Here is a 21,849-nt window from a genome sequence, read left to right on the forward strand (position 1 = left end):
TACTAGTACAATGTAATCAATATGATCAACTTCCTAATGTAACCGCACTTGATGATATTTATTCACTCGATGAATAAATATTTTTTTCTTGGCAATACTCACCTTACAAAACGTTTATTTTGCAAATATCCGTACGTACAGATTTCAAAAAAGCGGGTGAAAAAATGTTGATTTCTGATTGCGCTGCCCAAGAGCAGCTTCAAAAAACACTCCGTGTCTCTATTTCATAAGCTTTCAGTGTAAAAATTCTACTGGAAAGATGTAACGATTATCTGAAGTTTCTAAAGCTAACTTCACTCAATGTAAATACAAAAAAGTCAGGATTTACATTGTGTATATAGTTACGTTTTTGCAAGAAGTAAAGGAGAAGGTTAAATTGTTAAACAATGATACCCTAGTAATAATCACTAAATTCGTTCATTACAAAACGGCAGGTATGGCGTTTTTCTTCGAATCGCAAAAAGCAAGTGATTCACAATGGAATCCGACCACCGCAATAAGCAATAAAAACGCTCTTAAAAATTTCTTAATAAAAGTCATTAGAGCTCGGGGCTACACTGAAACTGGCATAAGTGAGTTTTCAGTCTTCTCATTAACAGTCGCAGATTATTCTATGGTTAAGGTAAGCAGAAATCAGGCACATATCTTAAAACAATTTATACCTTATTTGTTGGAAAATCACACTATAGAAGAGAGCAATAGGGCTCAATTAGTTAATTTATATAAGCGAATGCCTAAACCAGCAACTTCGACTTTCATGGCGAGAGATGGGAAATTCATCTCTAGGAAAGACTTTATTGCCATAATTGCTACTGTTTTTCGAACCTGCAGGGAAAAAACCAGACTAAAGTTTGTCATTTACTTATGCCTCGTTGGTCTTTTGACATTAAGGTTAAGTGAGGCAGTTCAGATACAAATTGGTGACTTCGAATTAGACGAAAGAAGTCTTCTAAGGGACGCCGGGAATGGCTTCGGAGTGCTAGTGCTTCCTGCGTATAAATCGAAGGGAGGCTATTCCCCCTCATTTAAACCATATCATATTGCAGTCGTCCCAAAGCTACGTGAAATAATCAACATGTATCTCGAAACGGATTTCATGAAATTCCACACGCCTGAGACATACCTTATGCGGACCGAGGCCGTTCGTGAATACGATCCTCTTTTCGACGAAGTCCCAAACCACAATAAAGAGAGAGAAAAATATGCCATATGGCTAAATAGAGCAAAATATCGTGGGGAATCAATAGCATTCGATATTTTCAAAAGGACAAAGAGTCAACTGGAAACAGAAATTAGCGGAAACTTGAGTAGTCAGGATTTGAGACGCTCTATCAATGATTGGATTAAGAAAACACCCTCGAAATTGCCACCCGATATAGTGAATAGAATTGCGGAAATTCATTTAAGGCTTAAATCTAGAGATAGCTTTAACCATATACTCTATACTAACAAGCCTACGCTCGTTCAATATATCGAATGCATTAATAATGCACTCAACTTTCCTTGGGAACTAACTAACCTACAAATCTGGGAAGCAAAACGAATGATACCAGATCAGTTCCATTCCTATGAGAGCAAAAATTTGTATCCCGCTGTAACCGTAGAAACGGAAGATGTATTTTTCAACTTAAAAGTTGACCGCCTTGATAACTAAAAAGCAGACCTACCTTGGCAAATAAAAAGATGTTAATACATATGAAGGTATACATCCGCCCATTTAATTTGGCACACCACTGGTCTTGCTCAAGGTTGTAGGGTATTGTCGTCTTTCTATTCACTCCTCGCCCCCCTCTAAGCGCCTTAAAAACTCACGGAATCGGTGCGAAACACCATTAAATACAAGGATGTGAGAATGGTGAGTTAGGCGATCTAATAGTGCTGTGGTTAAAGGGAAATCTCCAAACACTTCAGTCCAGCGTGAAAACTCCAGATTAGAGTAATAATGAGGCTTTCACATTCATAACGCTGAGAAGTAAACTCAAAGAGCAGCTTGCCCCCTTCTCCCAAAGGGGTAGAGTTCATATAGAATCACTAAATCATACTTGTTCCAATTTTTCAGATAACGGGGAAGACGGTATTCCGATTCTCTTGCTGCAACTCCTAGATGAGTTGCATAACCAGTACAAAACGCACGCTGTATCCCTGTTGCATGACCCCCATGCCAAGAGCAATAGAACGTGACTTTTTTCGGTAAATGGATCACATTGATTACATTGTACTAGTACAAGTACAATGTAATCAACTTCATAATGTAACCGCACTTGGTTATATTTATACACTCGATGAATAAATATTTTTTTCTTTGGCAACACTCACCTTACAAAGCATTTATTTTTCAAATATCCGTGACGTACGTACAGTTCTCAAAAACTCTATATCGTCGCAGGAGTCTTCAATTCCAAAATAAATCAGATATTTATTAAAGCGAATGCACGAGCATTCATTAGGGTACAAGTGGGTGAAAAAAATGTTTATTTCTGAATTGCGTTGCCCAAGAGCAGCTTCAAAAAGTAGAGTTTCTCAATTTATTGAATTTGCTCTTGGTCATACATATCCTCTTGATTCACGAGAGATTGACCCGATGCATGTGCTTGAGTGGGTTGCAGAAGTGGCCAAAAACGAAGGCAATACCGTAGTATTTGAATCTCCTCACTTTAAAGGAACCTTTTATTTTTTATTTAAAGACAGCAAATACCCCATGTCTCTATTTCTTAAGCTTTCACATGTAAAAATTCTACTGGAAAGATGTAGCGTTATTGATACAAAGGCCTTTCGTTACTTATTTGAAATCTTCTTAAAAGCCAGTAAACAATTTGCAACGGACCCAAAGGGCAAGGAACTTCTTAACGAATTGCCTGATGAGATACCTGAAGACAACAGGGATAAATTTAAAGGGTGGTTCTTATCAATAACTAACCGCAGTTTTCGAATAAGTTCCATTATCGATCTATACATTTGGACCGTCGAACAAGGACTCACAATTTGCTTTGATAATCACAAATTAGTAGGTGTTCTCAACGATTATCTGAATTTTCTTAAAGCTAACTACACTCAATGTAAATACAAAAAAATGAGAATTTACATTATGTATTTAGTTACGTTTTTGCAAGGAGTAAAGGAGAAGGTCAACTTGTTAAACAATGATACCCAGGTAATTATCACTAAATTCGTTAATTATAAAGCGGCAGGTATAGCGATTTTTTTCGAATCGCAAAAAGTAAGTGATTCGAAATGGAAGCCTACCAACGCAATAAGCAATGAAAAGACTCTTAAGAATTTTTTAATAAAAGTCATTAAAGCTCGGGGCTGCACTGAAACTGGCATAAGTGAGTTTTCAGTCTTCTCATTAACTCTAGCTGATTATCTTATGGTTAAAAAGGTAACCAGAAATCAGGCACATAACTTAAAACAATTCATACCTTATTTGTTGGAAAATTACACTATAGAAGAGAGTAATAGAACTCAATTAGTTAATTTATATAAGAGGATGCCTAAACCTGCAACTTCGACTTTCGTGGCGGGGGATGGGAATTTTATCTCTAGAAAAGACTTTATTACAATAATTACTACTGCTTTCCGAACCTGCATAAAAAAAACCAAACTTAAGTTTGTCATTTATTTATGCCTCGTTGGCTTCTTGGCTTTAAGGTTAAGTGAGGCAGTTCAGATACAAATTGGTGACTTCGAATTAGACGAAAGAGGTCTTCTAAGGGACGTCGGAAATGGCTTCGGAGCGCTAGTGCTTCCTGCGTATAAATCGAAGGGAGGCTATTCCCCCTCATTTAAACCATATCATATTGCAGTCGTCCCAAAACTACGTGAAATAATCAACATGTATCTCGAAACGGATTTCATGAAATTCCACACATCGGAGACCTATCTTTTGCGACAAAAGGCCGTTCGTGAATATGATGAGCTTTTCGACAAAGTCCCAAGTCACATTAATAATGAAATGGAATATGCCTTGTGGCTAGAAAAAGCTAGGGATTGTGGGGAGGCTATTGCATTTGAAATTTTTCAAAGAACAAAGAATCAAATGGAAACAAAAATTAGAGGGAACGTCAGCAGTCACGATTTGAGGCGCTCTATCAATGATTGGATTAAGAAAACGCCCGTAAACTTACCAGCAGATATAGTGAACCGAATTGCAGAAATTCACTTAAGACATAAATTGAGGGGTACTGTTAACGTGAAACACTATACAAGTAAGCCTACGCAGGGTCAGTATATTCTATGTATTAATAATGCCCTAAACTTTCCTTGGGACCTCGCCAACCTAAAAATTTGGGAAGAAAAACGACAGATACCAGAACCACTCGCTTCCTATGAAAGGGAAAATTTGTATCCCACTCTAACCTTGGAAACGGAAGAGAGCAAATTCGATTCAATACCTGAATTCTTACCCCAAACAATGATTTCCCCTAGGGAAAAGAGGATAAGAGATCTTGAACTAGGAATTGAAGAAATAGAAAGGCTTCTGAAACGCAAGTCCGTAACGAATAAGATAATGTTGCGATCAAAACTTCGTGAAATGACAAAAGTACTTATTGAATTAAAGGGGGTTAACACGTATGTCAAATGACGAAAATGATGCTCTTATTCTTAAATCTATTTCCGAGGAAAAAAAGGCGCTATTATTAAAGAACTTGGGTTTAATCCCTCAACTACCATCCATAGTTGAAAATATTAATGATGATGATATATACTCTACTACGGAAGTGGCGGAATTCCTCAAATTCACACCTCAGCATGTTACAAGGCTATGTAGGCAAAATAAGCTAAACGCATTACAGGTTAGTCCTGGAGGAAGCTATAGAATAGTTGGTAAGAATATTAAGGATTTCCTAAAAAATAGTTATTGTCGAACAAATTCGATAGCTAAGATGTTCTTGGACAACTAAATACCTTGTTTTCTCAATATACCTAGACTATTTTTATAGCATAATGAAAGATGATTCATTAGCAGGCCATGAGGCCTAGTAGAGACTTCAGCCTGAGATCCGTGTTGTTTATTATGCATTGCTAACTTAGCAGGGGCTATCGCTTCTTTAGGGCCTGCTAGCGCAATGCTCAGAGTTTTAGTTAAGGGACTTATGGCAAGGATGGGGAATTAATCCCTACAGTCGTAGTAATTTATGCAATTCCAGATTGATAAATTTTTGGCGGGTTAAGTTTATAAACTGTTGCATGGAGCTAAAGAAACGAACTATGCTCCTAATGCAAAGGAAAAAGGACATTATTTCCCAATAATTAACTCTTACTATCTTAATAATAGGAAAGACCCTTCCGAGTTCTGCTCGGAAGGGTCTTTTTCCTTATTTTTCCAGGCGTTCGAACATTTCGAACATTTGATTACCTTTTAGTACGGAAGGTTGGTGGGCCCACTAGGATTCGAACCTAGGACCAACCCGTTATGAGCGGGGGGCTCTACCGCTGAGCTATGGGCCCGAAAAGAACTGAAGTAAATGGCTCCCCGAGTAGGACTCGAACCTACAACCTACCGGTTAACAGCCGGTTGCTCCACCATTGAGCTATCGAGGAATGCTCTGCACGGGTTATTATACGTAATTAACGACCTATAGTCAAGTCTTTGGCGAAACTTTTTAAAGTTTTTTAGAGACGCCTCGATTGTAAAACTTATTTCCACCCCTACTACACTTACATGTGGAAGTTAGTCTTACAAAGTGGAAGTTTCCTTTCAATTCACCTTTTGATGGACACGTCTTTTTAGCCTCTTATGAATAGAAATACTCTATCACACTTCGATAAAGACAAAACGCCGCAGAGGGTAGTTCCACCTGCGACGCTGTTCTATCTTCCCTGAAGTACTTGGGCTGTAATCTCAAGAAGACTTTACTCCAAATAATCCTTCAATTTCTTACTACGGCTAGGGTGGCGTAATTTACGCAATGCCTTGGCCTCGATCTGTCGGATACGTTCACGAGTGACACCGAATTCCTGTCCAACTTCCTCTAAAGTCCTGGTGCGTCCGTCATCAAGTCCAAAGCGTAATCTAAGAACTTTTTCTTCGCGCGGGGTCAAGGTCTCTAAGACTTCTTCTAACTGTTCTTTTAGCAAGATGAACGAAGCAGCCTCAGCGGGTGCCGGAGCATCATCATCCGGAATAAAATCGCCTAAATGGGAATCTTCCTCTTCCCCAATGGGGGTTTCAAGAGACACAGGTTCTTGGGCGATTTTCATAATCTCCCTAACCCTCTCCACAGGAATATCCATTACTTTAGCAATTTCTTCGGGAGCTGGCTCTCTTCCTAATTCCTGTAAAAGTTGACGTGAAACCCGAATTAGCTTATTGATAGTTTCAACCATATGCACGGGAATTCTAATGGTCCGAGCTTGATCTGCAATGGCGCGGGTAATAGCTTGACGAATCCACCAAGTGGCATAGGTACTAAACTTAAAGCCTTTAACATAATCAAATTTTTCTACAGCTTTAATCAGACCAAGATTACCTTCCTGGATTAAGTCCAAAAAAAGCATGCCCCGTCCGACATAGCGCTTAGCGATACTAACCACAAGGCGCAAGTTTGCCTCCGCTAAGCGGCGTTTTGCTTCTTCGTCACCGTTCTCCATTCGTTTGGCTAATTCGATTTCCTCATCGGCTGAGAGCAGGGGAACTCGTCCGATTTCTTTTAGGTACATGCGAACAGGATCATCAATTCCTACACCCTCTGGTACAGAAAGATCCACTTCCGCCTCTTCCTCAACATCATCGTCCGGATCCTCTACAATGTCATCATCTTCGTCAACTTTAACGCCTTTTAAGATTTCCAGTTCAACTTCCTCAGGCTCCGGCACCACATCTATTCCCATGCGTCCTAGTTGCTGATAGATATCATCAATTTGATCCGCGGAAAGTTCAATTCCTTGAAGAGCATCCATAATTTCTTTGTAAGTTAAAGATCCCTTCTTTTTTCCACTTTGAATGAGGGCTTGGACATTGTCAATCTTTTGCTTTTCGTTCATCTGTCCCCCACCTTCCCTCGGATCATTCTTTTTGGTGCCTATAACCTTACTATTCGCCACGTTTCAACCGCTCTCCTATCTCTTTCAACAGAGCCATAGCCCCTGCCATGTCACCGGATTTTTCTAAAGCCGCCATGCGGGCTTGAAGATCCTCGACTCTTTCATTTGCTTGAGTAGAAAGAATCCCTTGGATACAATCTTCTAAAAGCCGCTCGGAATGGGTTATATCTAACTCTTCCAGGAGTAAACTAGCCAAGCGGCTTTGAACCTGTTCTTCACTGTTAACAGGCAATTTACCCTCCTGATTGAGATAATTAAAGATTTGCTGATGCTCCGGTACCTTCCAAAAGGATTCTCCCAATTCCGCCTTAATTTTTGGCAAGTATGAAATCTCCTCTATAAGTAACCGTAAAAGAATACGTTCGGATCGATACACCTTTAAATGGACTGTTGGTGAAGCTGGAGTATTTTCACCTTGAGAAATAATTTCACCCTTAATATTATCTCTATTTTTCCCAGAACTAACCTGTTTTTGCTGAGAATATTCGATAAATTGTACATTTTTAGTATTTTTGTTTTCTACTCTATAGATTTCTCGTTGTACCGCCTCAAAAGTTAGACCAAGTTCAAAACTCAAGAAACGCTCATAACCTTCACGTTCGATTGGACTGCTAACTTTTATGATATCCGGAGCAAGCTTCACGACTAATTCTGCTTTTTCCTGAATGGTCTGAGGAGGAACTTCCTTAACAAGCGTCCGGTATTTGAACTCAAAATAATTCAAAACCTGACCTAATACTTTTCCAAAGTCCTCGGCTCCATACCGTTTCAGGAACTCATCAGGGTCTTTTGCTCCTTTTAAAGTAGCTACATCCAAGCGGATTCCCGCATCTCGAAGAATTTCTCCTCCTCTTAACGCAGCCTGGATTCCGGCTTCATCAGAATCATAAAGCAGGATGACATGCTGTGTATACCGTCTTAATAGCTTGGCCTGATCCCTTGTTAAAGCTGTCCCCAAAGAGGCGACTGCATTGGGATAGCCGGCATTCTGAAGCGCTATCACATCCATATAGCCTTCAACCAAAAGGGCATACCCTTTCTCCCGAATTCCTTGATGGGCCCGATGTATGCCATATAGCTGATGCCCCTTGTTAAAGAACTCGCTTTCCGGAGAATTAAGGTATTTAGGAAGAGAATCATCTAGAACTCGACCGCCAAATCCAATTGAATGGTTTCGTCGATCAAGAATACTAAAGAGGACACGGTTTCGAAAGCGATCATAATAACCTCCGCTTTTGCCTTGGGTTCCCCTTTCTATCGCCAGCCCATTCTCTACTAATTCATTTGGCTGCACTCCTCGTTCCTTCATGAAAGTTAGTAACCCATCCCAGCGATCAGGTGCATAACCCAGACGAAAGCTCTTCATGGTATCTAAGTCAACCCCGCGTTTTGAGAAATAGAGTCTTCCAACTTCTCCTTCAGGTGCATTAAGTAAAAGTTCATGAAAATAGCTGGTAGCTAATTCATGGATTTCTTCAAAACGCTGTCGACGTCGATTTGCTTCCCGTTCACGCGGAGATAACTCTTTCTCAGGTAATGCCACACCATATCTAGAGGCCAAATTCTGAACACATTCGATGAAGGACCAGTTCTCCTTTTTCATAAGAAAAGAAAAAACATTCCCCCCAACATTGCAGCCAAAACAATAAAACATTTGTTTTTCAGGGGTTACAGTAAAACTAGGAGTTTTTTCCGTATGAAAAGGACAAAGCCCCAAATAAGTTTTCCCTTTACGCTGCAAGCTTACATATTCAGATATAATCTCTACAATATCTGTGCGTAATCGCACTTCCTCGATAATTTCTTCCGGCATAAATTCTTGATGAAGTCTAATATCCACGTCTCCTACGCCTTTCAGTTTCCAGCCACACTTTGTTTATTTTGTCAACCCTTACATATACATTTCTTTCGCCGAAACTTCATAAAATCCTCTTTTTTAGTTCTTCATTCGGTGAAACTGTTTAGTGAGGGTAAAATCATCTTCTTCAATTGTATTAATTCTTCTTTTTCAAGGATAATACCTTCTTACTTCGACAATTATTTTATAAAAATAAATTATCTATGATCAGTTGCCTAAAAACTAGAATCAATCCCTTAGCCCTTTCGCTCATTTAAAAAGCATGATAGTATATATAAAAGATTGGACTAGTGCCGATGGACGAACATTAAGCTCATAGGTCAATTAACTTAAGGAAGGTGAATGTTTTATGACAAAGGGATCAACACGCACAATTATTTTAGCTATGCTTTTTTGCCTGTTGCTGGCAGGTGCCTTTCTGACAGGGTGCAATTCCTCCAAAGCTCAGGTTGATAATAAACCTTCGGATACAGCAACCACCCCGCCGCCTTCCAATACGGATACAATAGAGCAACCTAAAAATTCCCTACAAATGAAGCTTTATTTCCCTAACTCAGATGCTACAGGGTTGGTTTCTTTTGAACGAACCGTTGAAGTAAAGGATGAGGCAGTTATTAAGGCAATGTTTAACGAATTAGCTCACCCTCCTAGTGGATATGAACCCCCTCTCCCATCAGGAACCACTCTTCTTGACGCTAAGGTAAGCGCAGATGGAATAGCTACGATTAATCTCTCTAAGGAGTTTAAAGCAAACTTTGGGGGAGGCTCTGCCGGGGAACAAATGACCATATATAGTATTGTAAACACCTTAACGACCCTTCCTAATGTCCAGAGTGTCCAGTTTCTTCTGGAGGGCGCAAAACACGCTGGCATTCTCGGTCATTTGGATACCCATGATCCAATCAAACCCGATGAGAGCTTAATTATCAAATCCTAGCTAATCCATAGTAGATTCCTTTGATTTGTCTTTTTATTCAATAACACACTAACTACCTTATGTCTGATAGCTTTATTTTACTTCTCTAAGACAAAACTTATACTTTAATTATGGAATATATTACAAAAGTGGTTGAGATTTAAATCTCAACCACTTTTTCATCATCTTTTTACTTCCGAGGAATAAATAAGCTTTGAAAAAGATCAATGGCATAATTATCGGTAAGACCTGAAATGTAGTCAACAACCGCAGTAGTTTTATCACCACCGGCCCAAACCAAGAAGTTCTGAGGAAGTTTTGAAAAGTTCTGACGATAATAATTAAAAAGTGCTTGAACTATGTACTGCCCTTTCTCCCTTTCTTCCCGCAAATTTAAACTGGTGTAGACCCTTGCGAACATAAATTGTCTAAACTCATTCATTGCCGCATTGATCTCAACAGACTGTTTAATTTGATTTTCTCCAGTAGACGCATCTATCATATCCACTACCATTGTGGTAATCATATCACTTGGTTTCACCCCCAACATTCCCTTGACATTCAGGGGCAAGTCACTTTCAGTCAGCAAGCCGGCCCTTAAAGCATCATCATAATCATGACACAGATAAGCAATCCTATCTCCTGTTTTAACAATCTGACCTTCCAAGGTCTTCGGAATACCTTCACCAGTGTGATTTAAGATTCCGTCCAGAACACAATCCGTAAGATTTAAACCCAGACCATCCTTAGCCAGCACCTTGAGGATGCGAATGGACTGCTCATTATGCTCAAAATGGCCAATAATGCGTCGTAGAGCCTCTTCCCCAACATGGCCAAAGGGAGTATGCCCTACATCATGTCCTAAAGCTATGGCTTCAATAAGATCTTCGTTCAACTGAAGTCCCCGGCCAATAGTGCGACATATTTGGGATACTTCTAAACTATGAGTCATTCTAGTCCTATAATGATCTCCTGAAGGAGCAATGTACACCTGGGTTTTATGTTTAAGACGACGAAATGGTTTGCTATGCAAAATCCGATCTCGATCCCGTTGAAATTTTGTGCGAATTGGGCACTCTTCTTCCAGACCCTCGCGTTTAGCATCTTTGCTTTTTGCTGCATAGGGTGAGAGTCGCGTTTCCTCTTCTTTTTCCGAGCGTTGACGAATGTTTAAGCTCCCGCTCATCTTATCCCCCCTTGTCTAGAAACTATTCTGTAAACAGTTCTCTTTTATTTTAGCATAATGACCGGATAAATACCTGCCTTCCTAAGGGAAAGGAGAGAAACGGCACGTTAATGCCCGTTGCTTCTTGAGATTCATAATTTACCTAGTTCAAAACATTGACTCGGTTCAAAAATTTTATGTTTGCTAAAAATGGGTGTTGAAGGAATATCGTGAATAAATGTCGAATATACAAATAATGTGTTGTATGATATCGAGATTTAATCTCATTTGGAGAAAGAAGGGGAATAAATGAATTTTAGTATTAAAACTAAACTAGTCACAATCATTGTTGCTTTAGTGTTTGTAGCAACAACAGTAATAACCGTTTTTTCGATTCGAACACTTCATAGTGGAATGATGACAATGGCCCAAGAAAAATTGCACTCTGATCTTGCTCTCAGTAATTTGATTATCGACAAGTCATTTCCAGGAGACTGGTCGATTAAAGATAACAAACTATATAAAGGCGAAAGTGTCATAAATGATAGTACTATTGTTGACCAAATCGGCGAACTCTCTAATGATAATGTGACAATTTTTCAAGGAAATACTCGTATCGCTACAAACGTAAAAAAAGAGGACGGCACACGGGCTGTTGGAACAAAGGTGTCATCCGAGGTTGAAGAGATCACCCTTAAAGAGGGTAAAACCTACAAGGGAGAAGTTGTTGTAGTTGGAGTAAAAAACCAAACCATATATGAACCAATAATTGATAAACAAGGCAAAGTTATAGGTATGACCTTTATTGGAGTGCCAATTTCACTGATTGACCATTTAGTGTCTGGGCTTAGTAATAAAATCATTATTTTTATAATCATTGAACTATTAATATCAGCCATGGTCATTTGGATAATCGTATCACGCACTCTAAGGCGCCTCCATCATATTGTGAATTCAGCCGATAAGATCGCCCAGGGTGATCTATCTATTGAAGCACTTAATTCTAACTATAAAGATGAGTTTGGGCACTTAAGCAGTTCGTTCAATACTATGGCTGCTAACCTAAGGAATTTAGTCCAACATGTTTCTAGGGCATCTGAGCAGGTAGCTGATTCATCTCGCGAAATGCTAACCATCACAGAGCAAAGTGCAGAGGCGTCGGCTCAAATAGCTGTATCAATTGAGAAAGTGGCTGTTGGCTCTGCGGATCAGGTTAATTCAATAGCAGATACTGTCCAGGCTATTGAACAATTATCTGCCAGCACTCAGCAGGTTGCAGCCACGAGCAATGAGATAGCTTTATTGACAGCCAAAACCACTCAAACCACTCATCTGGGCCAAGAGGCTATTAATTTAGTGGTTGTCCAGATGGATAGTATCAATCAAAAAACAGAGCAGGTTCAACAGACCGTTCAGAATTTGTCGGAAAGCTCGGAGCAGATCAACGAAATCATTACAGTTATCACTGGAATAACTGAACAAACAAATCTTCTCGCACTTAATGCAGCAATTGAAGCAGCACGAGCCGGAGAACAAGGACGAGGATTTGCTGTAGTTGCTGATGAAGTTAGAAAACTAGCTGAACAATCCAAGGAAGCTGCTCAAAAGATTTCTATGTTAATTGAAGCAAACAAAAATAATATTAACGAAGCAGTTAGGGCCATGGACGATGAAATTAAAGATGTTAAAGCAGGTATAGACACTGTCGATACCGCCGGAAAATTATTTCAAGATATCACCAAGCTGGTTCTTCAAGTCTCTAATCAAGTGCAAGAAATATCCGCTACGACTCAAGCAATAGCTAGTGGTACAGAAAAAATCGTCTCTTCCACTCAAAACATTGATCGAATTAGTCAAGATGCCGCAGATCAGACTCAAACTGTATCGGCAGCTGTAGAAGAACAGACTGCTTCCCTGGAACAAATTAACTTGTCGAGCAAAGAGTTAGTTGCCATGGTTCAGGACTTGCAAAAAATTGTGAGTGCTTTTAAACTTTAGGGTTACCAAGGGGCAGCTTTATTTCCACGACTGTACCCCTCTCCAACTCGCTCTGCACGGAAACCGATGCATTCTGAAGTTCTATTAAATGCTTTGCAATAGCAAGGCCGAGCCCGGTACCTCCGCTGTTTCTTGATTTATCAGTTTTGTAAAAACGATCCCAGATATAAGGCAATTCTTCCGGTGCAATTCCATCACCTTGATCGCGAATTATCACCGAAAGAGTCGTAATATTAAATAGACTTGTTTCAACGGTCACTGTGGTGTTCACCGGCGAATATTTGACAGCATTGTCCAGAAATATTACCAACAGTTGGCGCAAGCGATCATAATCTCCTTCAAAAGGAGGAATATCTTGTTTAGAAAGATACTCGACTTTAATCCCTTTTCTTACGGCAATGGTCTGAAGACTTCTCACCACATCTTCAAGAAGATTTGGCATATACAGCTTTTCTTTATTCATTCTAATCTTGCCGGATTGAAGGCGAGAAAGCTCCAAAAGATCTCCTACCAATCGTTCCAACCCGCGGGTTTCAGAAAGCATCCTTTGGTGGTACCGTTTAATCTCCTCGCTGTTTTCTACTGTTCCATCCACCATGGCTTCAAGGGATCCACGAATGACGGTCAAAGGAGTGCGAAATTCATGAGACACATTGGCCACGAAGTCCCGTCGTAGTTGTTCAAGCCGCTCACTCCTACTAATATCCTGAACTAAGGCAACACTCCCTGTCACCATTCCCGAGTTATCGACAATTGGCGAAAGAGTAAACATAAGCTTTTTACCCAACCAATCTTTGAGTACTTGAGAGGTCTTTTTATCCTCCATTACTTTCGTAAGCTGGACCTCAATTTTCAATTCATTGAGGTCCTTTTCTATGTCTTCATTCAAATAGGGATGAGGTCTATTCATAATTTCCGAAAGTGCAGAATTGACACTTATGGGTTTAAGAGTCATGTCAAAGGCCACGATTCCATCTGAAATACTCGCAATGATGTCTTTGAGTTTTCCTTTCTCCTGAAAAAGCTGATTAATCGTATAACCTAACTTACCGGCCAAAAGGTCAAGGGAATTCCCCAGTTGTCCCAATTCATCTTCGCGCTTAACTCCTGTTTTAACAGAATAATTTCCTTGCGTCATTTCTAAGGCAGTTAGGTTCATGGCTTTCAAGGGACGGGTAAAGAGCAGGGAGTAGAAAACACCTAAACCCAGGGCTAGCACAAGCGCCCCCAGAAGACTGATTGCCAAAATTCGAACTGCTTTATTGACTGTTGCAGTAATTCCCGTAACCGGGGAATGGAGAAGTACAGAGCCAATAACTTGATGGTCGGGATCAATAATCGGTACGCCTACAGTCAGAGTGGCTTCATTGTAGACACTGCTAAAATTTTCACTGACTGATTCTTGTCCACTTAAAACCCCTTCAATTACTCTTTCAGCCTCCTGTGGGAGAGGCTCTGAGTTAAAAGGCTGCCCTTGCCTCATACTCATACTCATACTCATACTCATACTCATACCCATTCCTGTACCCGGGCCTTGGCCTTGGCCTTGTTGGCCTTGACCTGCACCTGCACCTCTGCCTTTTCCAAAACCCATTCCAGACATCAGAGAGAGGTTCCCTTGCTTGTCAGTGATCCACACCTTTGCCTCAGTCATCGTATCCAGGAAGCGCATAGATCCAGCGAAGCCCCCAAACTGACCACTACTTTGGGAGTTCTCGGCAATCACCTCCGCTATACTTCGAGCACGGTCCAGCATAGTTTGTTCTCGGCTGCTGAAGGTATACTGCCTGAACATCTGAATAAACAATCCCCCTATGACTAACATAGAAAGGAGCACTATTCCAACAAAACCAGCCGTTAATTTTAGAGCAATACTCTTCTTAAACATGCCTCACCTCAAATTTATAGCCAACTCCCCAAATAGTCTTTATCTCCCAGCCAGAGGTTTGAGAAGGAGCTATTTTTGATCTTAACCTCTTGAGATGAGTGTCCACAGTACGGGCATCACCAAAATACTCATACCCCCACACACTGTTTAAAAGGTTATCTCTCGAGAAAACTTTTCCCGGATTTGATGCCAAGACCCATAGTATTTCCAGTTCCTTTTTTGTAAGGCTGACGGGTCGCCCTTCGATTTTCACTTCATAATCCGAAATGTTAATTTCCAAGCCAGGATAATGGACGATGTCTTTGCTTTGCTCCTCTGAAATATCAAGACGCCTTAATACTGCACGAATGCGCGCCATGACTTCTGCTGGACTAAAAGGCTTTACAATGTAGTCATCTGCGCCAATGTCAAGACCCATAATGCGATCACCATCTTCGCCCTTGGCGGTAATCATGATAATCGGTACATTGGAACTCTGACGAATTTCCCGACAAACCGCAAACCCGTCCTTCTTGGGCATTAAGACATCAAGTAATACGAGTAGGGGTCTATATTCCCAAAGCTTCGCTATTGCCTCTACCCCATCATGGGCAATAATCGGAAGAAAACCTTCTTTAGTCACATAGGTACTTAATATTTCTAGAATGCCCTCATTATCATCGGCAATCAATATGTATTTGTTCAAAAGCCATACCTCCCCCACACTCTCTTAAGTTTATCACTTATAAAAATAGTGTTTGTGTCATAAATGTGACATTTCTAAAACGTTTGAAGTCGTTTTAGAACTTATAGATCAATTACTTTATTGAATATTGTTACTCTTTAGGTCATACTCCTTCTTGTTTTTCAGTTGTCCTCTCCTCACAACAGCGCCAAACCAAAATCATGGCCATAATCTCGACTATTCCCTGAGAGATTATGGCCATGATTTTATTCTTTGCCTAAGCAAAAATCACACTTCTTGGAGTTGTCGTTCTAACCGTTTAAATTTTATGTACATACTGATTCGCCAGGGCAGAATCATACTAAAGGCTAAGATGAAGAAAATTCCGGTCATTTGAGTAGGATCGATCTGAATAGCCTCAGCAAGGATAATTTTCCCGATCATGCGCAAAGCGACTAGACTTATCAGGGCTACTAAAAACAACTTTGATCTTCGGAGATAGATTTGGTTGTCCCTTACTTCAAATTTAGAAGTTTTTATTAAGATGACAGAAAAAAGCATGCCCATAACAACGGAACTTATCAGTTCTAGCAGGGTTGGTCTAAACATTGGCAAAATAAACATACTCCCACCAGTAGCCATAAAGAATGGAGGTAAAATAATCATTTTCGCCACTGCTGGTTTTTTTGTGTTTTTCACTCGTACCAAATTGACTACAATAACCATTAACAAGGACACGACAATTGATGCAACCACTAGGAATTGTTTTGTCAACATAATTAACCTTTCTATCTCGCGATTACGCCTATTCCAGTCTACACACATTATAATATAACTCTTTGCCTTAATAATAAAGCAAAGAGTTATATTAGCAGACATAAAGAGCTATTACGACTCTCTTGTGTCTTCTTATTGATCAATATTTATAAATTTTTCTTTAGAGCCCGTGCTAAGAGATATCTTTCCTGGAAAATTTCCGTATCGCTAAGGTCACAAATCCAAGCATGTAAATGGCAATATAGACGAACATCCAAATACTTGCCTGTTTACCGCTGCCGGATAAACTGGCACCAGCCATGGCACCGGCTGCCAGCTCAGAATTTGGAACCATGATGCGTTCCATCGTACTATAAATCGTTTGGAAAGGCGAGACTAAGCTAATAAAAATTCCGGTACCAATAACCGAGTTATTATTTACATACTGCCCAATCATTTCGACCATTCCACCAACATTCCCCAAAATGTAAATGAAAATCATTAAGATTCCATTGGGCACTGCTTTTAAAGTCACGGATCCAAATATTGTTAGGCAAAGAACTGCTACAGGCAGCAAAAGGTAAAGCAACCATCCAGAAAGGATTTGCGAGAAGGTGAGACTTGTTATCGTACTTAGGCCAAATAAAGCTCCAATAACCAGAATTGAGGAGAATAGCAGGGTTGCGTAGGTACAGGCTAATAGAAATAATCCTCCAAGTTTGCCAAGAATAAACTGATAGCGGTGAATCGGACGAGTAAGAATCCCTTGAATCAGTCCGGACTCCAGTTCTGAGGCAATGGCACCGGAGCCAAGCATAATCGTGAGCAAAGCTATTAACATGGCAGAAAATTGAAAGCCCATTTTCGTAACCATTTGAATCGCAAAAGGTCTAAACTGATTTCCCATTCCATGGGTCACTGATGTGTTAGGAAAATAATTAAGCATTACTGTCCAAAATAACAAGTACAAAAAAGTGACAATACCCATTATGATAAAAGTTTTTTTACGGATTGCTTCATTAAGCGTGGTAATTAGGATTGCTACGATGATAACCCCTCCTCGCCGACAAGCTGCATAAACACAGTTTCCAGTGTCTCTCGGTGGGGTGTCAACTCATAAAGTGTCAAACCATTAGAGATCAGCTTAGCTGCCAGGGCAGGAATCTCTTCGTAATCCTTTAAAGTAGCTGTTAAACTTCCATCTGCTAGTATCTGCAAGGACTGGTATTGGTTATGCATGGTTACCAATAAATCTGCAGTCATACCCTTAGCTCTAATGGTTAAGGAGATTTTATTCATCAATAACTCGTCCATCCGGGCGGATTTAACAACCGTACCTTTGTGAATAAAGGTAACACTATCGCATACAGCTTCCACTTCACTTAAAAGATGACTGTTTAGAAAGACAGTTGCCCCTTCCTTTTTTAAAGCAACAATAATGTCTCGCACATCCTTACGACCAATGGGATCCAAAGCAGATGTTGGCTCATCGAGAAAGATCAGTTGGGGATTAGGCAGCAACGCACAGGCCAACCCAATACGTTGCTGCATGCCTTTACTATAAGAGCCAACTTTGAACTTTTCTTGTCCTTCAAGTCCAACTAGCTTCAAGACCCTGCCAATTTGATCCTTCTTGTTTTTCAATTTAATTAATTGGGCATGGAAATTCAGCAAATCTAATCCGGTCATCCAATCTTGATAGCGGAAAAGTTCAGGCAGGTAGCCCATTCTTTCACGCGCGGAAACATCACCCAGGGGTTTACCCAGGACTTTGCCCCTCCCAGAGGTGGGGAATACAAGCCCGGTTAACATCTTAATACAGGTACTCTTCCCTGCGCCGTTGCGGCCAAGAAAGCCATAGACTTGCCCAGCTTCTACTGAAAGGTTGATTTGGTCACAGGCTGTTTTATTACCATACTTTTTTGTAAGAGCATGGGTTTCGATGATCATTAACGAACACTCCTAGCGATTTCTGCCAGCTCTGCATCCGTCTTATTGCCAATTAAACTATATAAATTGCCATCCTTAGTCCAGATTAGTACAGAAGCGTTATCCATATTGGACATTTCCTCCATAGCCATGGTATGAGCTTCTTTCAAAGCAGCAAATTTTTCTTCACCGTATTTGTCGATCAATGCTTGTCCCATTTCGTTCATTGATGCTTCGTGAGACTTACCATTTAAGTTTTCAAGTGATTTACTGTGTGATCCTGTGGCTGTCATATCTTGAGGCAGATTTTCAGCAAATCCTTTTAAATCAGACATAGTGTAGATGTAACCTTTTTTCCCACCTAAATCTACTTCTCTGCCGAAGCCTACTAGGACAGGAAGATAGATATCAGAACTATTTTCATCAATTTCGGCAAGCTGTTGACGAAGATTCGTAGGGATTAAGGGCAAATCTAACATAACATTTCGCAACTCTTCTTTGGCAGCTTGGGGGGCATCTAAATAGGACTTTTGGGTGGCTAAGAATAGGACATCCTCATATTTTGCGAAGGCTGCAGCTGGAGATACCATAGACATTTCTACACCGTTTAAACTGCTGGAAAGTTGTTGCGGACTATGCAGCAATTTCAACAGTTCGTTGCTGGTATCCACATCTAAGGTAAACTTCATTTCCCTGGAATTCAGCGCAGATATTTCAGGGGTTTGAGATGCTAGTTTAGAAGGTAAACGAAGTTTGAAAGCCTCAAACTCTCCAGCTGAATTCAGTTTTGTCACTTCATGTTTCGGTTGTGAAATAAGGTTAAGCAGAGATTTGTGTTCAAATGTTTTTCCCTTGAAATCTTCTTTTAGGCTAGAAATTGCTTGCATTCCTTCCTGCAAGTCCGCCATTGTAATTTCAATGGTTTTCACATCGTTTACGCGGAAAATCGACAGAGCATCCAGGGCTAAAGTTTTTACCGGATTTACAAACGTAATGAGCCCTGCCACCAGCGCCAGAGAGGCAAAGGTAAAGATTTTTCGTTTCATGTTATCAAGTCCCTTCACAAATTTTTGGTACTCTTACTTTAAATCAAAATTATGTCCTCAGTGTGCCCTCGGGGTATTAATTTCTAAACGGCAGCCTAACCACAAATGACGTCCCTTGATCTAATTCACTCTCAACAATTACCTCTCCGGCATAGATATCCACTATTTTCTTAACAATAGCTAAGCCCAGGCCGCTTCCCTCTTTGGAATGTGACTTGTCCCCCTGAAAAAACTTTTCAAAGATCCGGTCTTGATCCCTCTTCCCAATCCCGATACCTTGATCCTTAATCTCAACTATCACATTGTCGGGTGTTTTTTTTGCTTGTATATAAATTGTTCCAGAATGCGCAGAAAATTTGATGGCATTCTCCAATAGATTTAACCAAATCTGTTGAATCAAAGCTTCGTCACCCGTGTAAGCTATTTGAGCGAGATCAATGTTAAGTTCTAGACTTTTCTGAGACCATTTTTCCTCTAGAAGAACTATCGTCTTTCGAATCTGCTCATCTAAGGAAAATGGTTTGGTATGCTCTGGAATGAATTGATGGTCAAGTTTCGAAAGGCGCAGCATATTGGAACTCAAATGGCTTAATCTCTTTGCTTCTTCAATAATAATATTTGTGTAAGATCGAAAATCCTCTTCCGACAAATCCTTATCCTGGAGCATTTCTGCGAAGCCTTGGATAGAGGCAATGGGTGTTTTCAATTCGTGAGAAACGCTGCTAATAAAATCTTTGCGGAGATATACCATATTACCGAGTTCCGCCGTCATCAAATTAAAATTTTGGGCCAGGACCCCTATTTCATCATTGCCCGGATAGTCCATCTTTACAGAAAAATCGCCCTTTGCAACCTCTTTGGCTGAATTACTAATTCGAATAATCGGCTCGGAAATTTTCCGCATCGCCAAGTACAATAGGGAACCTCCTAAGGCTACACATAAGAGCAGTGTTACCAGCATAAAACTTCCAAAAACCGCATGGGCTTCTCGGATACTCAAGTCACCATGATAGAGCAAGAAGAAAAGAATCGTCATCAAGGCAAAGGATAGGAAACAGGAAAAAACCAAGATTCCAATGGCTATTAACGTCCCTTTGGCGCGAATTGAATGTGTCAAATCTTTAATCATAGTTCCTCTCCGCCTTATAACCCAGACCGCGAATCGTGATAATTTTAAACTCCGGCCTGTCATCAAACTTCTTGCGCAGTTTTTTGATGTGGCTGTCCACCGTTCGTTCATCGATATCTGTATCCAGCCCCCAGATTTCAGACATAAGCTGTTGCCTTGTAAAAATTTGCTTCGGATAGCTCAACAGTTTAAAGAGTAACAGAAACTCCTTTTTGGGTAATTCAATTTGAAGGTCTGGCCCAGTAATGCTCAAATTGTCATAATCCAGTAGGATTTCACCGATAACAATTTTATGTTCATTGGTAATTTTAGCCCGTCTCAGCAGAGCTGCTACTCTTAAAATCAGCTCGTTCATATCAATTGGCTTAACCATATAATCGTCTGTACCCAACCTAAAGCCTTTTTCTTTGTCCTCATAATCCTCTCTAGCAGTCACAATTAAAATCGGCAGGGTGAATCTTGCATCTCTAAGGCTTTCAATGAGTTCAAAGCCATCCATATAGGGCATCATGATGTCACAGATAATTAAATCCACATGTTCGTTTTCAAGAATTTGCAGAGCCTTTTCACCGTTTTCAGCTTGCAAAACTCGATAACCGGCTTGTTCCAGACGAGTTTTCATTAACATTAATAAGTTCTTATTATCCTCAACCACCAATATTTGAAACATGAAAAACCTTCTTTCCAAAGACTACTAAAAACAAAGGATATACCCTTTGTTCCCGGTAACATTATTCATTTTAAAACCTTTTTCGAATATATCTTTTAAAGAGTATAACTATATATTGTGACTTAAATGTGCCCAAAGCATAGGAATATGTGGTTATAGGAGTAAAAATCGGTATTTCTTAATCCAAAAAATCAAAGATGTTTTACAATCGCCCGTTGCGAAATGTTATGCTCAATAAAAACAGGGTATTATTTCTTTAGATCATAAGAAATAATACCCTGTCTAATTTTTTTTAATAAGTCTTTCAAACCCTTGAGATAAGGCTTTCCTATAACATTATTTCCCTAGCCAGTAATAAGCTTTTTTCTCCCGGAATATTTATCGGCTAAGATTTGCGCAAAAGCCTGGTAATCAAGGCCGTTTTTCGCTAATTCAGCCATTTCTTTATCAACATCTACGTTATTTCCGTCATTTCGAAGCGAAGTAGAATTATCAATCTCTACCCTGGCTTTAACAGCCTCGATGTTTGTAAAAGAGAGATCAATGTGTCGAGTGTCTGTTTTATGTAAAGATAGTCTATCTTTGTTCTGGACTTGGCGTAGAACATCTTCGAACTCGACATGTGATTTCTTAAATCCTGGAGTATCAATATTGGCCAAATTGTTAGCAATTACCTTTTGCCGTAGAGCTGAGGCCTCTAGTTTATTCTCCATCATAATCATAAGAGGAGTAACGAGAAGATTCATAATCTCATCCTTCCAATAAAGTCAGCTTCATGCACAAATA

At 40.0% G+C, this 21,849-nt stretch carries 18 protein-coding genes and 2 tRNA genes; 5 read left to right on the top strand and 15 right to left on the bottom strand.

The genetic code is table 11. The features are described from left to right. Positions 1 to 376 precede the first annotated feature (376 nt). Positions 377 to 1,654 carry a hypothetical protein gene (locus DP73_RS11800; RefSeq protein ID WP_034599702.1) on the top strand — a complete coding sequence of 426 codons (1,278 nt, stop codon included), beginning with the start codon at positions 377 to 379 and terminating at the stop codon, positions 1,652 to 1,654. A gap of 120 nt (positions 1,655 to 1,774) precedes the next feature. Here DP73_RS11800 and DP73_RS24205 read toward each other — a convergent pair whose 3' ends face one another. Further along, positions 1,775 to 1,906, bottom strand: a complete 132-nt coding sequence (locus tag DP73_RS24205; protein WP_282432676.1) for an ATP-binding protein — start codon at positions 1,904 to 1,906, stop codon at positions 1,775 to 1,777. A 561-nt stretch (positions 1,907 to 2,467) separates the two neighbouring features. Here DP73_RS24205 and DP73_RS11805 point away from each other — a divergent pair. Further along, positions 2,468 to 4,582 carry a hypothetical protein gene (locus DP73_RS11805; RefSeq protein ID WP_034599703.1) on the top strand — a complete coding sequence of 705 codons (2,115 nt, stop codon included), beginning with the start codon at positions 2,468 to 2,470 and terminating at the stop codon, positions 4,580 to 4,582. Beyond that, entirely contained in the window at positions 4,572 to 4,901 is a 330-nt protein-coding gene (locus DP73_RS11810; RefSeq protein WP_034599704.1) for a helix-turn-helix domain-containing protein, read from the top strand. The genes DP73_RS11805 and DP73_RS11810 overlap by 11 nt, the downstream gene beginning before the upstream one ends. 472 nt (positions 4,902 to 5,373) lie before the next feature. On the opposite strand, the gene DP73_RS11815 is transcribed toward DP73_RS11810, so the two are convergent. The 4 genes from DP73_RS11815 to dnaG all read right to left on the bottom strand — a co-directional run bounded on the left by DP73_RS11815 (position 5,374) and on the right by dnaG (position 8,884). Next, a tRNA-Ile gene (locus DP73_RS11815) sits at positions 5,374 to 5,448 on the bottom strand. 18 nt (positions 5,449 to 5,466) lie between these two features. Next, a tRNA-Asn gene (locus DP73_RS11820) sits at positions 5,467 to 5,541 on the bottom strand. A gap of 312 nt (positions 5,542 to 5,853) precedes the next feature. After that, the gene (gene rpoD / locus DP73_RS11825; RefSeq protein WP_014904698.1) at positions 5,854 to 7,044 is read right to left on the bottom strand and encodes an RNA polymerase sigma factor RpoD; all 1,191 of its coding nucleotides are present in this window, start codon (positions 7,042 to 7,044) and stop codon (positions 5,854 to 5,856) included. Continuing rightward, entirely contained in the window at positions 7,034 to 8,884 is a 1,851-nt protein-coding gene (gene dnaG / locus DP73_RS11830; protein ID WP_081963040.1) for a DNA primase, read from the bottom strand. Before dnaG ends, rpoD begins: the two co-directional genes overlap by 11 nt. Before the next feature lie 367 nt (positions 8,885 to 9,251). Here dnaG and DP73_RS11835 point away from each other — a divergent pair, with 367 nt between their 5' ends. Further along, positions 9,252 to 9,839 (top strand): GerMN domain-containing protein, encoded by a 588-nt coding sequence (locus DP73_RS11835; RefSeq protein ID WP_034599706.1) that lies wholly within the window; start codon positions 9,252 to 9,254, stop codon positions 9,837 to 9,839. Positions 9,840 to 10,008: 169 nt separating this feature from the next. Here DP73_RS11835 and DP73_RS11840 read toward each other — a convergent pair whose 3' ends face one another. Further along, positions 10,009 to 11,004: a deoxyguanosinetriphosphate triphosphohydrolase gene (locus DP73_RS11840; protein ID WP_034599708.1), complete on the bottom strand. Its 996-nt coding sequence runs from the start codon at positions 11,002 to 11,004 to the stop codon at positions 10,009 to 10,011. Between the two features lie 288 nt (positions 11,005 to 11,292). Here DP73_RS11840 and DP73_RS11845 point away from each other — a divergent pair, with 288 nt between their 5' ends. After that, on the top strand, positions 11,293 to 12,981 hold the full coding sequence (locus DP73_RS11845) for a methyl-accepting chemotaxis protein (protein ID WP_034599710.1): 1,689 nt from the start codon (positions 11,293 to 11,295) through the stop codon (positions 12,979 to 12,981). Here the strand turns inward: DP73_RS11845 and DP73_RS11850 are convergent. The 9 genes from DP73_RS11850 to flgB form a co-directional block, all read right to left on the bottom strand. Beyond that, complete coding sequence (locus DP73_RS11850) at positions 12,971 to 14,869, bottom strand: ATP-binding protein (protein ID WP_034599711.1); 1,899 nt, start codon at positions 14,867 to 14,869, stop codon at positions 12,971 to 12,973. The genes DP73_RS11845 and DP73_RS11850 overlap by 11 nt on opposite strands. Then, positions 14,862 to 15,554, bottom strand: coding sequence for a response regulator transcription factor (locus tag DP73_RS11855; protein WP_034599712.1), 693 nt, complete (start codon positions 15,552 to 15,554; stop codon positions 14,862 to 14,864). Before DP73_RS11855 ends, DP73_RS11850 begins: the two co-directional genes overlap by 8 nt. Positions 15,555 to 15,821: 267 nt before the next feature. Then, positions 15,822 to 16,310, bottom strand: a complete 489-nt coding sequence (locus DP73_RS11860) for a cytochrome c biogenesis protein CcdC (RefSeq protein WP_034599713.1) — start codon at positions 16,308 to 16,310, stop codon at positions 15,822 to 15,824. A gap of 172 nt (positions 16,311 to 16,482) precedes the next feature. Next, positions 16,483 to 17,340 carry an ABC transporter permease subunit gene (locus tag DP73_RS11865; RefSeq protein ID WP_348982417.1) on the bottom strand — a complete coding sequence of 286 codons (858 nt, stop codon included), beginning with the start codon at positions 17,338 to 17,340 and terminating at the stop codon, positions 16,483 to 16,485. Further along, positions 17,331 to 18,239: an ABC transporter ATP-binding protein gene (locus DP73_RS11870; RefSeq protein ID WP_034599715.1), complete on the bottom strand. Its 909-nt coding sequence runs from the start codon at positions 18,237 to 18,239 to the stop codon at positions 17,331 to 17,333. The genes DP73_RS11865 and DP73_RS11870 overlap by 10 nt, the downstream gene beginning before the upstream one ends. Continuing rightward, positions 18,239 to 19,264, bottom strand: coding sequence for a hypothetical protein (locus DP73_RS11875; RefSeq protein WP_034599716.1), 1,026 nt, complete (start codon positions 19,262 to 19,264; stop codon positions 18,239 to 18,241). The genes DP73_RS11870 and DP73_RS11875 overlap by 1 nt, the downstream gene beginning before the upstream one ends. 76 nt (positions 19,265 to 19,340) lie before the next feature. Next, entirely contained in the window at positions 19,341 to 20,393 is a 1,053-nt protein-coding gene (locus DP73_RS11880) for a HAMP domain-containing sensor histidine kinase (RefSeq protein WP_034599717.1), read from the bottom strand. Then, on the bottom strand, positions 20,386 to 21,063 hold the full coding sequence (locus DP73_RS11885; protein WP_034599719.1) for a response regulator transcription factor: 678 nt from the start codon (positions 21,061 to 21,063) through the stop codon (positions 20,386 to 20,388). Before DP73_RS11885 ends, DP73_RS11880 begins: the two co-directional genes overlap by 8 nt. A 344-nt stretch (positions 21,064 to 21,407) precedes the next feature. After that, positions 21,408 to 21,809 (bottom strand): flagellar basal body rod protein FlgB, encoded by a 402-nt coding sequence (gene flgB, locus DP73_RS11890; RefSeq protein ID WP_034599720.1) that lies wholly within the window; start codon positions 21,807 to 21,809, stop codon positions 21,408 to 21,410. Between the last annotated feature and the right edge of the window lie 40 nt (positions 21,810 to 21,849).

Source organism: Desulfosporosinus sp. HMP52 (assembly GCF_000765145.1).
GTDB lineage: Bacteria > Bacillota > Desulfitobacteriia > Desulfitobacteriales > Desulfitobacteriaceae > Desulfosporosinus.

Bases quoted from the DNA above. Each gene is read 5' to 3' on its own strand.
- DP73_RS11805 (WP_034599703.1), top strand. From the start codon at position 2,468: ATGTTTATTTCTGAATTGCGTTGCCCAAGAGCAGCTTCAAAAAGTAGA.
- DP73_RS11810 (WP_034599704.1), top strand. From the start codon at position 4,572: ATGTCAAATGACGAAAATGATGCTCTTATTCTTAAATCTATTTCCGAG.
- DP73_RS11835 (WP_034599706.1), top strand. From the start codon at position 9,252: ATGACAAAGGGATCAACACGCACAATTATTTTAGCTATGCTTTTTTGC.
- DP73_RS11840 (WP_034599708.1), bottom strand. From the start codon at position 11,004: ATGAGCGGGAGCTTAAACATTCGTCAACGCTCGGAAAAAGAAGAGGAA.
- DP73_RS11845 (WP_034599710.1), top strand. From the start codon at position 11,293: ATGAATTTTAGTATTAAAACTAAACTAGTCACAATCATTGTTGCTTTA.
- DP73_RS11850 (WP_034599711.1), bottom strand. From the start codon at position 14,869: ATGTTTAAGAAGAGTATTGCTCTAAAATTAACGGCTGGTTTTGTTGGA.
- DP73_RS11860 (WP_034599713.1), bottom strand. From the start codon at position 16,310: ATGTTGACAAAACAATTCCTAGTGGTTGCATCAATTGTCGTGTCCTTG.
- DP73_RS11870 (WP_034599715.1), bottom strand. From the start codon at position 18,239: ATGATCATCGAAACCCATGCTCTTACAAAAAAGTATGGTAATAAAACA.
- DP73_RS11875 (WP_034599716.1), bottom strand. From the start codon at position 19,264: ATGAAACGAAAAATCTTTACCTTTGCCTCTCTGGCGCTGGTGGCAGGG.
- DP73_RS11880 (WP_034599717.1), bottom strand. From the start codon at position 20,393: ATGATTAAAGATTTGACACATTCAATTCGCGCCAAAGGGACGTTAATA.
- DP73_RS11885 (WP_034599719.1), bottom strand. From the start codon at position 21,063: ATGTTTCAAATATTGGTGGTTGAGGATAATAAGAACTTATTAATGTTA.
- flgB (WP_034599720.1), bottom strand. From the start codon at position 21,809: ATGAATCTTCTCGTTACTCCTCTTATGATTATGATGGAGAATAAACTA.